Source organism: Achromobacter spanius, from assembly GCF_039673305.1.
GTDB classification, from domain to species: Bacteria; Pseudomonadota; Gammaproteobacteria; order Burkholderiales; family Burkholderiaceae_B; genus Achromobacter; species Achromobacter spanius_F.
In genome coordinates this window covers 94,450-109,320 of record NZ_JBDJLJ010000005.1, presented here as the reverse complement: position 1 = coordinate 109,320, position 14,871 = coordinate 94,450, and the positions used below count along the sequence as shown (strand labels likewise).

The window sequence follows — 14,871 nt, the reverse complement described above, 5'->3', positions numbered from 1 at the left end:
ATCCGGACTCTCTCCATGCCTGCCCACCAGCGCCTATCTCCTGCAACATTGCCCGCGCCATCGACCGATGCGTTGGGCTGCTCCGCCAGCAAGCTGGTGTTGAATCAGGAGTTTCACGGCGGCGGGCTGACTTTCTACCGCAAGAGCACCGACAACGAACGCTTCGGCAATGTGGAAACGCCCGCGTCGGATCGCGGGTTCCTGGTGGGCGTGGCGATGCGCGGCGGTCACCGCCGCCGCATCCTGCAGGGCAATCACGCGTCGACGCACGATTTCGACCAGGGCTCGATCTACATCCGCGATTTCACCGACGACTACAGGGCGGACCTGCAGGGCGGCTTCGACTTCATGCTGATCGAGCTGTCGCGCGCTTTCATCGAACGCGTGAATGACGAAAAGGGCGGTCCGCGCGTCAGCAGCCTGCTGCCGCGCAACGGCCAGGGCGACCCCGTGCTGGCGCATCTGTCGCAGGTGCTGGCGGGTGTGGTGGCCGATCCCGCCACCAGCAGCAGCCTGTTCGTGGACCACCTGAGCCTGGCCATCGGCACGCACCTGCTGGGCCACTACGGGGCCGGCGCCACCTCCGGGTGGGCCGACTCGGGCGGCGCGCGGGTCCTGTCGCGCAAGCTGGAGGCGCGCGCCAAGGACATGCTGCTGGCCACGCTGCGCGAGGACGCGTCCATCGCCGACATCGCCGAAGCCTGCAATCTGTCGCGCAGCTATTTCATCAAGGCCTTCCGGCAGACGGTGGGGACGACGCCGCATCGCTGGTTGCTTGAGCAGCGCGTGCACAAGGCGCAGGAACTCCTGCGCGCGCCTGGCCGTTCCATCACCGATGTCGCGCTGCTGTGCGGCTTTGCCGACCAGGCGCACATGACGCGGGTGTTCACCAGCGTGGTGGGCGTGTCGCCGGGCGCGTGGCGCAGGGAAAACGCCGCCTGAGGCGGCGCATCATCAGTTGCGGTTCTGCCGCCGCCAGGCTGCCGGCGGGGCGCCCATTACGCTAGCGAAGACCCGCGTCAGATGGGCCTGATCCGAGAATCCGCAGTCGCGGGCCACGTCCGACACCGGCGCTTCCGAATTCAACAGCAGCAGCTTGGCGCGTTCGACGCGGCATTCCAGAAGCCAGCGATGCGGCGTGGTGCCCATCGTCTGGCGAAAGGCCTTGATGAAGTAGCTGCGCGACAGGCCGCAGCCCTGGGCGACATCCGAGATCGACACGTCGGCCAGCAGGTCGGCCGCCAGCATGTCCCTGGCCAGCTTCTGCTGCCAGACCGCCAAGCCGCCGCGCGCGGGCGCGGGGTCGGCCTGCGAGGCTGTCGCGCCGCCGCCGTAGGCCTGGATCATGTGGACCTGCGCGGCCAATGCCAGCTGATCCACGAACAGCGGGTCGGCATGCGCGGGGTCGGCCAGCGCCGGCAGGAGCGCATTGCCCAACCGGGCCAGGACGGGATCGGCGCTGCCGGGCTCGCAGGAGAGCGTCTGGACGCTGGAGACGCCCAGGTCTTCGGACAGGCGGTGAAGCGATTCAGGAGCCACCCGGAAATAGAGGAAGTCGAAGGGCGTGTCCAGGTCGGCGCGATAGGGCGCGTCCGCGGGCCGGATGGTGATCTCGTCGGGCGCGAGCGGCAGGGCGCGGGGCGGGGCCGCGCCGTACAGGACGCGCCGGGCGCCAGTGAGCGCGACGCTGAGCAGGAAGCCGTCGCCGTCCCCGTCGGAACGCGCCGTGCCGAAGCCCGGATGCGCATAGCCCACGCGCGCGATCTCCATCGCGGCCTTGCAGCCAGGGCTGGTGCGGATGGCCTGGATCGATGCGCCGGGATAGGCGTCGTGCAGGCTGGAGGGCGCGTCGAGCAGGGCAGGCATGGTCCGAGGGAGGGTGTCCTGGTGGGCTTACGTTTGCGCAAGGCGCGGTTTGCAGGGCGGCGTCATGCTAGGGGCGCACACGCTCGAAGGCTTGGACGCAAGTGCGCTGGTTTGGACAAAAGCGCGCTGCGGGCCTGGAAACAGGCTACAGGAAGCCGGCTTCGCAATAGTGCGATCATTACTCTTTCATACAAACCAGGATGCAAGTGCGCAAGACTTGCCCGCGCGCCCGGCGCTAACTTGTCCGCTATCCTGCCGCTTTCCTCGGGAGATCCGGGAGTGCCCTTATGAACCATCGTGCGGCCGGCGTCGCGCCGTCCAACCCGCCGCCCAGCCTGTCCGTCCTGCATGCGCAGGCGTTTCCGATGCTCGACCGCGCCATGATCGACCGGGCCGCGCCCTACGGCATGGAGATCTCGGTTGCGCCGGGCAGCGTGCTGCTCAACAGCGGCGACCGCGAGGCGGCCTTCTACATCGTGCTGGAAGGCTACATCGAGGTGCTGGAATGCGAGAGCGACCGCGCCATGCACAGTCTGCTCGTGCATCGTGACGGGGAGTTTACGGGCAGCCTGGATCTGTTCACCGACCGCCCCAACGCGGTCACGGTGCGCGCCGATTCCGCCAGCCGCCTCTTGCGCATCAGCCGCGCGGCGCTGGAGCACCTGATCCTGGCCGAGCGCGCGCTGGCCGAGATCCTTCTGCGCGCGTTCATCCTGCGGCGCATCGGCTACCTGCGGCAGCGGCCGTATGGCGGGGCCATCCTGCGTTGCGCCGCCCGCGACGGCCGGGAAGATCCGGTGATGGACCTTGCCGTCATCGGCGGCGGCCCGGCAGGCCTGGCGGCCGCAGCCTATGCCGCGTCCGAGGGGCTGCAGACGCTGCTGGTGGGCGGTTCGATGTCCTGTGGCGAGGCGCCCGGCCTGGGCGCCTTGTCGGGATTTCCGGGGACGATCTCGGGCCTGTGCGACGGCGGCCTGCTGCGCCGCGCGGAGGACCAGAGCAGCCGATTCGGCGCGCACGTGCTGCCGCGCCGCACCGTCAGCGGGTTCGACGGCGACTGCTATCCGTATCGCGTGTGGCTGGATGACGGCCAGATGGTCGAGACGCGCAGCCTGATCGTGGCGACCGGCATGCAGGAAGCCGCGGCGGGGGGCGCGCCCCTGGAAGCGAACACGGCGTGGCTGGACGGCTGGCTGGACACGGACGACCAGGGCTACATCCACACCGGTCGCGCCGCCGCGGGTTCGATGCAGGCCCGCGCCTACGAAAGTTCGCAGCCGGGCGTCTTCGCGGTCGGCGCGGTGCGCGCCGGCTCGGTCAAGCACGTGCTGGCCAGCATCGCCGAGGGCGCGGCCGCGGTGCAGGTGGTGCACCGCTTCCTGGACGCCTCGGCGCACTGAGCGCCGGCGTCGCTCAGGCAGGGAAGGCGGCGGGGAGGTTTCCGCCGTGGCCGAATCTGAACCGGATGCCCCTCAACCGGGCGCCCCTGAGCCGGGATTCCCTGAGCCGGGCGCTTTCATATCCAAAGCCAGGAAGTGATGCACGACGGGCTTGTCCGGCCCGACGTGGAAGCGCTGCGCTTCGCCCTGCAGGTCGGCGTCGGCCTGCGACACGCGGTGGTGCTGGCGCAGATGTTCGGCCCAGGATTCCACCAGGAACCATTCCTGCACCCGTTCCGGATCGCCCGTGTGTTCGGCGATGCCCCAGGCATACGCGCCGTCGCGGCGGCGCTCTTCGGCCACGGCCTTGAGCGCCTGCAGGAACGCCGGACGGTCCTGGATGCGGATGCGGTACTCGATCTGCACCATGACGGGACCGCGGTCGTGCGCCACCGGCGCGTCCAGCAGCGGTTCGGGCCAGTGGTTGGACGGGTCCAGGTTGGCTTCGCCTTGCGGCAGGCGCATGCGGTGCAGCAGGACGCCGGCGACCAGCAGGCCGACGGCGCCCGCCAGCAGCGTGGCTGGCACGCCGATCTGGCGCGCCAGCAGGCCCCAGCCCAGGCTGCCGGCGGCCATCGCGCCGTTGAACACCATCAGGTAGATCGCCAGCCCGCGGCCGCGCACCCAGTTGGGCAGGATGGCCTGGGCCACGCCGTTGAAGGTGGTGAGGGCGACGATCCAGCCCATGCCCAGCAGCAACAGCAGCAGCACGGCCGCCCACTGGGGCGGGGCGAGCGACAGGGCGGCCATGACGACCGCCGCCGCGACGGCCGCGGCCAGCACCAGGCCGTCGGTGCTCAGCTTCTGGCGCAGCTTGGGCAGCACCAGCGCGCCCAGGATGGCGCCCACGCCCACCGCACCCAGCAGCAGGCCGTAGAAGCCGGCCGTGCCGCCCAGCATCTGGCGCGCCACCAGCGGCAGCAGCGCCCAGACCGAGCTGGCGAAGATGAAGAACACCGCCGCGCGCAGCAGCACCACATGCAGGTCGTGGCTGGCGCGGGCATAGCGCACGCCGGCGCGGAAGGCGCCGAAGAACTGCTCGGACAATCCGTCGTCGACTTTCTTCGGGCGCTTCCACCACAGCAGCGCGGCAATGACGAACACATAGCTGAGCACGTCGGCGCCGTACGCGGCCGCGGCCCCGAAGGCGGCCAGCAGCAGGCCGCCCAGGGCCGGGCCCAGCGCGCGGGCGATGTTGATGCCCAGGGAATTGAGGCCGACGGCGGCTTTCAGTTCGGGCTTGGGCACCAGTTCCGGGACGATGGCCTGCCAGGTCGGGCCCATCAGCGCCGAGCCCACGCCGCCCAGGAAGGTCAGCGCGATCAGGTATTCCACGGTCAGCGTGTTGGTCTTGGCCATCATCAGCAGCGTGAAGCTGACGCAGGCCAGCAGCACCTGGATGATGATCAGGAAGCGGCGACGATCCAGGATATCGGACAGTACGCCGGCCGGGATCGCCAGCAGGAAGACGGGCAGGGTGGCGGCGGTCTGCATCATGGCGACCGCGGCGGGGTTGGACGACAGGTCCGTGACGAGCCAGGCGCTGGCCACGTCGCGCATGAAGCTGCCGATGTTGCCCAGGATGGTGGCGCCCCACAGCACCGCGAACAGCGTGTGCTTGAGCGGGGCCATGCCGCCGGCGGCGGGCGGGGGGGTAGTGCGGTCAGCTCCGGCCATGCGGGCGCTCCGTAAGATCGTGCCAGGCGACCAGGACCCACGCCCCGGCCAGCCCGAAATGCTCGTAGAACGCGTTCATGTTCATGAAACGCGCCTCGGGGGGAGATTCCCAGTAGCGGTTGGCCATCAACGCCGCCGCGGCGGTGAAGGCGGCCAGCGCCAGCGCGCCCAGCCACCGCAGGCGGCCGGACAGGACCAGCGCGCTTGCCCCGAGTTCAAGAAGAATAACGGCGGCGGCCGCCAGCGGCGCGGGTTGCAGCCCGAAATGCGCCATCTCGGCCTGCGCGCCGCCGAAGTCCAGCAGCTTGACCAGCCCGCCCTGGATGTAGGCGCCGCAAAGCGCCAGCAGGGCGAGCCAGCGCACCGCCGGCGAGGTCAACAGCCGGCGCGCCGTCATACGGCCCAGCACGCGCAACCCAGCGCGCCCCAGAACCCCTTCAGGTCGGATACGGGCAGCTTGCTGGCCCACGCGCCGGCGTGCTGGTGGCCGTGGACGTTGCAGTGGTTGGCGCAGGCGCAGGCGGCGGCCGCTTCGCGCAGCGTGGCCTGCAGGGGCTTGCCTTCGCTGTCGCCCCAGGCGCCGTAGCCGCCGAATAGGCGGGTGGGCGACCAGTCCGGCATGGCCGGCGGCGGGGCGGCGTCGTCGTGCGCGGCGAATTCGCCCGCGCCCCACACCACCTTGCCGCCCACGATGGTGAGCAGGCTGCTGGTGTCGGCGATGTCCGATTCCGGGCAGGAGAAAAAGTCGCGGTCAGGCACGACCAGGTCGGCGAGCTGTCCCGCGGCGATGCGGCCCTTCTTGCCCTGTTCGTTGGAAAACCAGGTGACGTTCTCGGTCCACATGCGCAGGGCGGCGTCGCGGTCCAGGCAGTTGCGCTGTGGCGTGATGCGCAGGCCGCCCACCGTCTTGCCGGTGATCAGCCACGACAGCGAGACCCAGGGGTTGTACGAGGCCACGCGGGTCGCGTCCGTGCCCGCCGATACGTTCACGCCTTTTTCCAGCATGCGCTTGACGGGCGGGGTGGCCTCGGCGGCGCCCGCGCCGTAGCGTTCGACGAAGTATTCGCCCTGGTACGCCATGCGGTGCTGCACCGCCACGCCGCCGCCCAAGGCGGCGATACGGTCGATGGAGCGTTCGGAGATGGTTTCCGCGTGGTCGAAGAACCAGTTCAGGCCGGCCAGCGGCACGTCCTTGTTCACGCGTTCGAACACATCCAGCGAACGCGAGATGGTTTCGTCATAGGTGGCGTGCATGCGCCACGGCCAGCGGTTCTGCGCCAGGATGCGCACCACTTCTTCCAGTTCGCCTTCCATTTCCGGGCCCATCTCGGGACGCGGCTGGCGGAAGTCTTCGAAGTCGGCGGCCGAGAACACCAGCATCTCGCCCGCGCCGTTGTGGCGGAAGTAATCGGTGCCTTGCTTGTATTGCGAGGTGGCCGTCCAATTCAGGAAGTCTTCCTTTTCCTGCTTGGGCTTTTGCGTGAAAAGGTTGTAGGCGAGGCGGATCGTCAGCTGGTCGGCGTCGGCCAGTTGCTGGATGACCTGGTAATCCTCGGGGTAGTTCTGGAAGCCGCCGCCGGCGTCGATCGCGCCGGTCACGCCCAGGCGGTTCAGTTCGCGCATGAAGTGGCGCGTGGAGTTCACCTGGTACTCGAACGGCAGCTTGGGGCCCTTGGCCAGCGTGGCGTACAGGATGGACGCGTTGGGCTTGGCCAGCAGCAGGCCGGTCGGGTTGCCGGCGGCGTCGCGCACGATCTCGCCGCCGGGGGGCGCGGGCGTGGTCTTGTCGTAGCCGACGGCGCGCAGGGCGGCGGCGTTGAGCAGGGCGCGGTCGTACAGGTGCAGGATGAACACGGGCGTGTCGGGCGCCGCGGCGTTCAGTTCCTCGATGGTTGGCAGGCGCTTTTCGGCAAACTGGTGCTCGGTGAAGCCGCCCACCACGCGCACCCACTGCGGCGCGGGCGTGATGGCGACCTGACGGCGCAGCATGGCCATGGCGTCGGCCAGGCTGGTCACGCCGTCCCAGCGCAGCTCCATGTTGTAGTTCAAGCCGCCGCGGATGATGTGCAGGTGGTTGTCGATCAGGCCGGGCAGCACGCCGCGGCCGTTCAGCGCGATCACGCGCGTGCCGGGGCCGGCCAGGGGCAGGATGTCGGCGGCCGCGCCCACGCGCGTGAAGCGGCCGTCCTTGATGGCCACGGCGTCGGCGACGGGATTGGCCGGGTCCAGGGTGGTGAAGCGGCCCTGGTGCAGGATAAGGTCGGGGGCGCCAGGTTGCGCGCGGTCGGGGGTGTCAGCCATTGCGCTTGTCTCCACATGCATCGGCGGGTTGACGGGCGGCGTCGGCGGCCGGCTTGGGGCAGCTGGGCAGTTCGCCGAACATATGGGGTTTGACCTGCTCGTGGATAAAGGACGTGCGGGTGGGCTCGTCCGCAAGCAGGCGCTTGACCAGCGGGGGAATCTGTTCCCCCGCCAGGATGCCGAGCAGGCCTACCAGGGCGATCACCGGCGGCGCCGGCGAACGCACGTTGAAGAGCGCATAGATGATCCCGACCAGCAGGCCGAGCCCTAGCGAAACCAGGTAGACCTTCATCGGCGTTCTCCGATCAGCCTTCGTGGGCGTTGAACATGGACTTGGCGTAGATGATGCCCAGGCCATAGGCGCCGCCGAACTTCTTGGCGATGCCGGTCGTCATGTCGTAGGTGTCCGTGCGGGCCCAGTCGCGCTGCATTTCCAGCAGGTACTGCAGGGCAGTGATCGGCTGGCCGCCAGCTTGCACGATACGCTCGACGGCGCGGTTGTGCGCTTCCAGCGACACGTCGCCGCAGGCGTCGGTGATCACATAGACTTCAAAACCCTGGTCCAGCGCCGACAGGGCCGGGCCCACGATGCACACGCTGGTCCACAGGCCGGCCAGCACGATGCGCTTCTTGCCGATTTCGTTGACCTGCTTGATGACGGCGGCGTCTTCCCAGGTGTTCATGGACGTGCGGTCCAGCAGCGCCTGGCCGGGGAAGGGGGCGGTGACTTCCTCGAACATGGGGCCCGAGAAGCTTTTTTCGGCGACGGTCGTCAGGATGGTGGACGCGCCGAAGCCGGCGGCGGCATGCGCCACCAGCGCGGCGTTGTTGCGCAGCGTGACGGCGTCGATGGAATGCGTGGCGAACGCCATCTGCGACTGGAAGTCGATCATGATGAGCGTGTGGTCCTTGGGGGACAGCAGCTTGGCGCCGGGGGTGGGGGTCGCGGTGATGGGCATGGGATGGCTCCTTCGGATGCCGGGGTGAGGGACCCCGCCAATGTGCCAGCGGGCCGGCGCGGCGTATTGAACGATAGTCCGCCGGTTTGAAGATTGTGATCGCGCTGTCGCGCGTTGCGGGATCAGGGATAGACGGGATCGCCACGGCGTCGCCTGTCGGGTAGGCTGCCCTGGCCGGGATGGCTCCCCGTGGGCAATCCCGCTGCGTTGCGCTAACCCCTTTGTTGCGGAGCGTCATCATGGGCCTGGCCTTCAAGAACCCCCTGCACGATGATTTCGGCACGCGGCCCGTCGCGTATCTGCCCTATGGCGGGGCCGACCTGGGCGAGATCCTGGCCGTGGGGCGGGCCGTGGGGGACGGCGAAGACGCCGCCTTCCTGCAGGCCTGGGTGGCCGCGGGCGACCGGCACGCGGCACAGGCCGACGCCGCCAACCGGCGCGGGCTGCGCGCCAGCGCCAGCGAACAGTATCTGCTTGCCAGCGCGTGTTATGCCACGTCCTACCGGCCGCTCTACGGCGCGCCGGCGGATCCGCGGCTGGTGGCCGCCTTCCGCCAGCAGATCGCGGCGTTCGACCAGGGGCTGGCGCTGGCGGATCATCCGGTCGCGCCGCTGGGCATCCCGTTCGAGCGCGCCGTGATGCCGGCATACCTGATTCCCGCCGCCGGGCGCGAGACCGAGGTCCGGCCACTCATCATCTTCACCAACGGGTATGACGCGACCGTGACCGACATGTACTTCGCGTCCGCCGTGGCCGCGGCGCGCAGGGGTTACCACAGTTTGGTGTTCGACGGCCCGGGCCAGGGCGGGATGCTGTATGAACAGAACATCCCCCTGCGCCCCGACTGGGAGACCGTCGTGGGGGCGGTGATCGACTGCGCCGTGCAGCTTCCGATCGTCGATCCGGCCCGCATTGCGCTCAGCGGCTGGAGCCTGGGCGGCCATCTGGCCCCGCGGGCGGCGTCCGGCGAGCATCGCCTGGCCGCCTGCATCGCGGACCCGGGGCAGTGGAGCATGGCGGGGCTGTTCCGTCCCCTGGCCGTCAAGCTGGGTGCCACGCCCGCCGCCGCAGGCAACCTGGGAGAGCTAGAGGCACCGGTGATGGACCGGCTGGAGCAGTTCGTGATGGCCGATCCCGGACTCCGGTGGAAAATCGTCCAGCGCGGCTTCTGGGTCCATGGCGTAGACAACCTGCGCGATTGCCTGCGCGCCATCGAGCGGTTCACCCTGGACGGTCGTGTCCAGGACATCGCGTGCCCGACGCTGTTGACCCAGGCGCAGCATGATCCCCTGGCGGGCGGCGTCCAGGCGCTCTTTGACCAGTTGCGCTGCCCCAAGGAACTGCTGCGGTTTTCGGCGGACGAGGGGGCGGGGGAGCATTGCGAATCGGGCAACCGGTCGCTCCTGAACCGGCGCGTGCTGGACTGGCTGGACGGGGTGTTGTGAGGACGTGGCGAGACAGCATTTCCAACGTGTCTTTGCACATGCTGTCTCTCATTTCCGGACAAGCGGACCAATGCGGTTGTCTGCCTGAGACGATCAGCGAACATTCACCACGGCGGATGGAAGCTCATCTTGAATCGGACAATGCGGGCTCAGTGTCGTGTCGCCTGAGGTTTGACTTGAAGCGTCTGCACGGCGAGCGTGGACACACCCGCAAAGTCCTGATAGTGACTCTTGTGTACCGAGAAGGTGTACAGCACCGCGAGATTGTCCTTTACCGTGGCCATGTATCGCGTGTAATAGTTCAGGACCTCCGAACTGAACCACGTAGCGTCGATCCACAGGGTACCGTCCACATTTACCTGGGTCGGTGTCTTGAAGAGGCTGGAGTTCGTTCCCGGCGGAACCTTGCTGAGATGTTCCATGTATGCCGCCAGGGTGTCTTCCGGTCCCGGCTCCTTCGCGGTCATGATCATGATCGCAGGGCGGTCTTTACCAGACGGGCTCGGAGCGTGACAGACAAACTCAGTGCCTTCCTGTTGGCACTCCCATCCATCAGGAAGGTCGAACGAGATATAGGCGTTCTCGAATGTCTCCGCTACGGCGCAGGCAGGCAGGCCAACAAGGCAGCCAGCTAACCACTTGATGATGTGATTCATGCAGGCTCCTCGGTGCGGGGGCCGGAAGACTGCGCCGCCACGGACCAACATCTCGCCAAGTGCGCCCATATATCTTTGTCATGATTGCCTTCCCAGGCGGCCCGGTAGGCGCTGTACAGCTCGACGCTATCCATTGTCGCCGCGCATTTGGCGTACAGTGCGGCGTGCTGGTCGGGGGCGAGATTGGCCACCCGCGCTTCTGGCTCTATCGCCACTTGCGAGTTCAGTATGACGAGCTTGGGCATTTCGCAGTGTTCGAGCCGAGCGACCAGCAGATCGATGTGGAAAGGACGGATAAACTCCCTTTGGGCCAGCGCCACCAGCAGGAAATCTCGACCACCGGGATCCGTTAATGTTGCGCCAACCGGATGTGGGATTGCGGCTTCGCTTGCGCCGATGGCAAGCAGCATCTCGCGCGCGATCGACGCCACTTCCAAGGAATCCGCCGTCGTCAGTACACGGGTCATCCGGCGCGAAGAAGCGATCTTATCGCGCAAGCGTCCCATGGATAGGTCCAGGTCACTTCGAGTTCGTGCCAGTTCGGCATACTCCTGATCGGCGACCTTCGCAGCCGGCAGGTCGTGAGAAAGCATCCAATCGGGATCTTGGGAGGCAAAGCGTTGTCGCCAACTGAACTCTCGAACGAAGCTATCGCTGATCCGGTGGTCTTCAATCTGCGCTGCAAGGGTTATCAGCTGTTCGCGCAGATCTTCCGCATTCTTTCGTGACATCGAACGCGCAAGGTATGGAAAAACACCGGCAAACCGTGCGTCCTTGGCATGGGCGGCTTGCTCTTCCGGAGTCATCTCCATGAAGACGAAATGGTTGAAGAAGTCCCTTATTCGATCATGCCTGAATCGAATCTCCTGCGCCCATATCTTTCCGGCTGGCTCGCTGAACGTCCGGACCTGCGCCAGCTTCGCATGGATCAATTCAGAAACTTCCGGTTTGAAGGGCAATACGCCCAGGTCTTCCTGGTCGGCGAGCCTTTGGGTAAGCAGCGCGCGTGAGAATCCTAGCGTGCGGAACGCGAGTTCTTTCGCCCGCAGACGCTGCAGTACGACCTCGAACTGTTGTTTTTCCAGCGCAAACAAGTCTGGAACCCCTCCTTGCGACAGGAGCATGGCGACAGAGGTGAGGTCCATCGGGTTCGCCAGAACTTCCTCGAAGGCCTGCAGCTCCTCCTCGGTAGCTGGCTTGGCCCAGACATCGTCAAGGAACGCGCTCGCCGCTTGGCGAAATGCCCCATCGCGAACCACGGCATCCGCGGGCAGAACCTCAGAACGCGTCACCAGGAAATCCCGCACTTGAACGCGATCCAGGGGCAAAAGTTCAAAGGTTTCGATTCCTGTGAAGCCGCGCAGCGGGATTTGGCTTGTAACCAGGATATTGCCTCGCGGATAATCACCGACGAAAGACGTAATTGAGTCCTGGGTCGTCAAATCCACTTCGTTGTAGCCATCGATGTAGACAGACATTCGTCCCGCGTAGAGAACCGAGCGCAGCAGATTCTGGTCCGCCCCGAAGCCCTTCATGCGCCTGCCGATCTCCACCTCGACGCCGCTGCGGCATTGGTCGGCGCGAAGATAGACCATGATGTCCTTGCCTTGGGCGGCTCGTTTTCCTAGCCAGAACTTGAGAAAGCTTGATTTGCCAAGTCCTGATTTGCCCAGGAGCAGAATGCGCCCGCGATGGATCGCGAGAGCCGATTTGAGGGGACGCACTTGGGCCTGGAATTCCTGAGCAGCGCCCGCGTGCGCGGGCCAGTGTCGAACCAGGCTTCCATCGAAGTAGCCCTGCGCCGGTGAGGACGTCGCCCGAGTGTCCAATACATCCCGCAAAAATTCCGATGCAAAGGGCGCGAATAATCTTCGCCTCGCGAAAGGGGTATACAGCAATACCAGATCGATGTAGCCAAAACCGGTCACCTTGCGCACGAATGGATTCCAGAAGACCACCGCCTGCAGCGTCGCCGACCTGGGATATCCCGCGAGCAGGATTGCCCAGACGCTCAGATGCAGCAGTATCACCGCGGGAACGCCAACAATTACACTTAATATCATGCGCCTTCGATGCTCGGACTGTAGCTGCGAAGCCAGCTGGGGTTGGTCGTTGAGAAGGGCGTTCTTCCACCACGACAGCGCGGTTTGGGATTCAAGCTCGTATGGCAAGGCCGGCCCGGCCGCCGCCGCCAGTTCGCCTACGACCTTTTTGAGAGGAGCGCCAGCGTCTTTGAACTCTGGCGACTGCCAAAGCGTTCTAAGCGCGGTCGTGACTTCGACGGGATTTGCTACGGACGCAGCGCCCCATGAACGTGCCACGAGCGCCATTGGGCTGTCAGCATCGAAGAGCAGACCAACACAGGCCCGCTGCACGTCGGTCGAAGGGTTTGTCGTGATCGCGTTGAGAATAGAGACACCTGCCGCAGTTCCCAACGGCCTCGCAGGGGCCAGCGAAAAGCAATTCTTGGACGGGGCACTAGACCAATTTGCGTGTCTTGCGTGCAGCTGTGCGTAGGCGGGACCGAATCGTGTCAAGCGTGGCAACAGGTTGGCCGCAGTGTCGGCGAGTTCACGCCGAATGAGGGCATTTTCCACCAGATCCGTGTCAGGACCCTTGAATTCGCTCTTGGGCAGTCCCTCGTCGTAAGCCTGGCCCAAGAGCACCAAGGCAGCGCGACTGACGAGCTCATTGGTATCGTTGAGTGCGGTATTGAAAATGTCCTGGTGCGAGGCGACACGGCCCGCCGAAGCTAAGGCGATCAGCGCGGTGGCGCGTGCGGCGGGTTGCAGCCCCGGGTCATTAGCAGCTTGGGCAGCAAACTGCATGATAGGCGCGGGAGCTGATCCAGCGGCCTGTAAGATGCGAAAGAACCACTCATGGTTCAAGCCAGACGGCGACGGCTTGGTTCTCGTCCAGAACCCATTTTGCTCAAGCGAGGTCGATGATGGGCGCACCCCGGCGCGCAACATTTGCTTGGCCCCACTCCAGTCGGACTCCAGCAGCCGGCGCGTCAATTCGGGGGCGAGAAGCCGTGACAGGCTCGTGGAGCGCAGTGGCCAGTCGGGCATCTGTCCGACACCGGCACTATTAGCCAACAAAGCCAGGTCTGGGCCGATGTCTTTATCCTTGCCGGCCTGTTCCAAGTAGGTGTTGATTTCATCGCCAAAGCGTTCGCGACAGTTGTGCGTTCTGGTGAAGGAATTTATCCAAAAATCCTTCAGTGTGGGTTGCCCCAGGCTGCTTCGCAGGGTCAGCAGAGCAAGCTCATAGCGCAGGTTGTTGCAGTCGGCCAGTTGTCCTGCTGGGGGGGCATATAAATCGAGCGGGAAGTCGGTGGCCAACGATGTCCAAACGGCAGCGGGAGATCGTTTGAGCCATTCTGCCGTCAACTCGGCCGGCCAGATTTTGGCAATGTCGGCTGGCGACGTTGTCTTGTACAGGTTCTCTAGAAGGTCTGGACTGCGTTCCCTCAGCAGCTCATAGATATCCGACCAGTCGCCAAGTTGGGCCGCATCGCGAAACAAGCGGATAACCTCGTCCAATATGGCAGGCGTCAGAAGCGGCAATGGCGTCGCGTCCGCACCCACAGCGCGAAGGTATGAAATTCCCGCTCTGGAGGTGCCGAGGTCACCGGACTTCAGCGCTGTCACGACCTGCTTGTCGGAAAGCGGAATTCGCAGCGAAAGCAAGACCATCAGTGCGAGATCGCGCTGCTGTGTCGTGACGGCGTCGGAAGATGGGTTGTTCAGCCAGCCGTGAAGTTGCGACTGGACAGGCTTAAGATCCTCGGGGTGGTTGCGAAGTACGGCCGCTAGCTCGCGTCGTTGCTGGTCTTCGAGCTTGCCGGCATCTAGGGCGACCATGATTTTGCTCACCACCTCAGCCGGAAGATGTCGGAAGCCGCCGGCGGTGGAGGCTGCACTCGCGACTGAAATCACGTCTCCGGTGGCCAGGGCTGCGTCGAGCTCTGAGATGAATTCCGCCGCCGCGAAGTCCAGAAGCTTCGCGGTCCTGATCGCGGTGGAGTTCCGAATCCGGCCTTGGATCTCCGGATCGGCGCGTGCCCACGCTCGTGCGAGACGGTCCGTGCCGGACAGCTTTCTGCCGATGGAGTCGATGACTGCTGCAGGCGCGTCTGTCAAGAGAGTAAGGGCGCCGGCCGTAAGTCGTGGATCGGGTTCATCAAGTAGCCTGAGCCAGGCGTCTGCCAGCTTATCTGCCTCAGCTGGTGTCAACTGCAATCGGGCGCCGGGCAATTGCAGGCTTGATGGTGTCGCGAACGCAAGCGATGCGTCGGTCGTAACAGCCGCCGACGACGCCCCCGCAATGAGCAGCCCGATGCCCATGAAAGCGATCGAGCCGGCAATGCATGTCCATCGCACCATCCGCAAGCTTTGCCTCCATCGTACAGTTCTGGGTTGGCGCTTGAACAACGTCCCTACCGAGGAACTCCAGACGGCGCGTCATTGGGCGCGTCATTGTCGTGGCAATGAACGGATCTGCTCCATCTGGAGCTTCGATAGCC

At 65.8% G+C, this 14,871-nt stretch carries 11 protein-coding genes; 3 read left to right on the top strand and 8 right to left on the bottom strand.

Translation table 11 applies throughout. The features are described 5' to 3' along the window. Nucleotides 1-15: 15 nt before the first annotated feature. Nucleotides 16-942 (top strand): helix-turn-helix domain-containing protein, encoded by a 927-nt coding sequence (locus ABE485_RS07145; RefSeq protein WP_346514538.1) that lies wholly within the window; start codon nt 16-18, stop codon nt 940-942. Between the two features lie 12 nt (nt 943-954). Here the strand turns inward: ABE485_RS07145 and ABE485_RS07140 are convergent, their stop codons facing one another. Then, entirely contained in the window at nt 955-1,866 is a 912-nt protein-coding gene (locus ABE485_RS07140; RefSeq protein ID WP_346514537.1) for a helix-turn-helix domain-containing protein, read from the bottom strand. A 287-nt stretch (nt 1,867-2,153) separates the two neighbouring features. Here ABE485_RS07140 and ABE485_RS07135 point away from each other — a divergent pair, with 287 nt between their 5' ends. Then, entirely contained in the window at nt 2,154-3,266 is a 1,113-nt protein-coding gene (locus ABE485_RS07135; RefSeq protein WP_346514535.1) for a cyclic nucleotide-binding domain-containing protein, read from the top strand. 72 nt (nt 3,267-3,338) lie between these two features. On the opposite strand, the gene ABE485_RS07130 is transcribed toward ABE485_RS07135, so the two are convergent. From ABE485_RS07130 to ABE485_RS07110, 5 genes are read right to left on the bottom strand one after another with little or no spacing between them, the layout of a single operon-like run. Further along, nucleotides 3,339-4,982, bottom strand: a complete 1,644-nt coding sequence (locus ABE485_RS07130) for an MFS transporter (protein WP_346514534.1) — start codon at nt 4,980-4,982, stop codon at nt 3,339-3,341. Next, complete coding sequence (locus ABE485_RS07125) at nt 4,969-5,379, bottom strand: DoxX family membrane protein (RefSeq protein ID WP_346514532.1); 411 nt, start codon at nt 5,377-5,379, stop codon at nt 4,969-4,971. The genes ABE485_RS07130 and ABE485_RS07125 overlap by 14 nt, the downstream gene beginning before the upstream one ends. Next, nucleotides 5,376-7,283: an amidohydrolase gene (locus tag ABE485_RS07120; RefSeq protein ID WP_346514531.1), complete on the bottom strand. Its 1,908-nt coding sequence runs from the start codon at nt 7,281-7,283 to the stop codon at nt 5,376-5,378. The genes ABE485_RS07125 and ABE485_RS07120 overlap by 4 nt, the downstream gene beginning before the upstream one ends. Next, a complete protein-coding gene (locus tag ABE485_RS07115) occupies nt 7,276-7,575 on the bottom strand; it encodes a XapX domain-containing protein (RefSeq protein ID WP_346514529.1) in 300 nt (99 codons plus the stop codon). The genes ABE485_RS07120 and ABE485_RS07115 overlap by 8 nt, the downstream gene beginning before the upstream one ends. A gap of 13 nt (nt 7,576-7,588) precedes the next feature. Then, a complete protein-coding gene (locus ABE485_RS07110) occupies nt 7,589-8,242 on the bottom strand; it encodes a hydrolase (RefSeq protein ID WP_346514527.1) in 654 nt (217 codons plus the stop codon). A 239-nt stretch (nt 8,243-8,481) separates the two neighbouring features. Here ABE485_RS07110 and ABE485_RS07105 point away from each other — a divergent pair, with 239 nt between their 5' ends. Beyond that, on the top strand, nt 8,482-9,687 hold the full coding sequence (locus tag ABE485_RS07105) for an alpha/beta hydrolase family protein (RefSeq protein ID WP_346514525.1): 1,206 nt from the start codon (nt 8,482-8,484) through the stop codon (nt 9,685-9,687). Between the two features lie 149 nt (nt 9,688-9,836). Here the strand turns inward: ABE485_RS07105 and ABE485_RS07100 are convergent, their stop codons facing one another. Together ABE485_RS07100 and ABE485_RS07095 are read right to left on the bottom strand one after the other, a co-directional pair. Continuing rightward, nucleotides 9,837-10,343, bottom strand: coding sequence for a hypothetical protein (locus ABE485_RS07100; RefSeq protein ID WP_346514524.1), 507 nt, complete (start codon nt 10,341-10,343; stop codon nt 9,837-9,839). Continuing rightward, nucleotides 10,340-14,692: a hypothetical protein gene (locus tag ABE485_RS07095; protein WP_346514523.1), complete on the bottom strand. Its 4,353-nt coding sequence runs from the start codon at nt 14,690-14,692 to the stop codon at nt 10,340-10,342. The genes ABE485_RS07100 and ABE485_RS07095 overlap by 4 nt, the downstream gene beginning before the upstream one ends. Nucleotides 14,693-14,871: the final 179 nt, after the last annotated feature.

Bases quoted from the DNA above. Each gene is read 5' to 3' on its own strand.
- ABE485_RS07095 (WP_346514523.1), bottom strand. From the start codon at position 14,692: ATGGGCATCGGGCTGCTCATTGCGGGGGCGTCGTCGGCGGCTGTTACG.
- ABE485_RS07115 (WP_346514529.1), bottom strand. From the start codon at position 7,575: ATGAAGGTCTACCTGGTTTCGCTAGGGCTCGGCCTGCTGGTCGGGATC.
- ABE485_RS07140 (WP_346514537.1), bottom strand. From the start codon at position 1,866: ATGCCTGCCCTGCTCGACGCGCCCTCCAGCCTGCACGACGCCTATCCC.
- ABE485_RS07120 (WP_346514531.1), bottom strand. From the start codon at position 7,283: ATGGCTGACACCCCCGACCGCGCGCAACCTGGCGCCCCCGACCTTATC.
- ABE485_RS07135 (WP_346514535.1), top strand. From the start codon at position 2,154: ATGAACCATCGTGCGGCCGGCGTCGCGCCGTCCAACCCGCCGCCCAGC.
- ABE485_RS07100 (WP_346514524.1), bottom strand. From the start codon at position 10,343: ATGAATCACATCATCAAGTGGTTAGCTGGCTGCCTTGTTGGCCTGCCT.
- ABE485_RS07105 (WP_346514525.1), top strand. From the start codon at position 8,482: ATGGGCCTGGCCTTCAAGAACCCCCTGCACGATGATTTCGGCACGCGG.
- ABE485_RS07145 (WP_346514538.1), top strand. From the start codon at position 16: ATGCCTGCCCACCAGCGCCTATCTCCTGCAACATTGCCCGCGCCATCG.
- ABE485_RS07110 (WP_346514527.1), bottom strand. From the start codon at position 8,242: ATGCCCATCACCGCGACCCCCACCCCCGGCGCCAAGCTGCTGTCCCCC.
- ABE485_RS07130 (WP_346514534.1), bottom strand. From the start codon at position 4,982: ATGGCCGGAGCTGACCGCACTACCCCCCCGCCCGCCGCCGGCGGCATG.
- ABE485_RS07125 (WP_346514532.1), bottom strand. From the start codon at position 5,379: ATGACGGCGCGCCGGCTGTTGACCTCGCCGGCGGTGCGCTGGCTCGCC.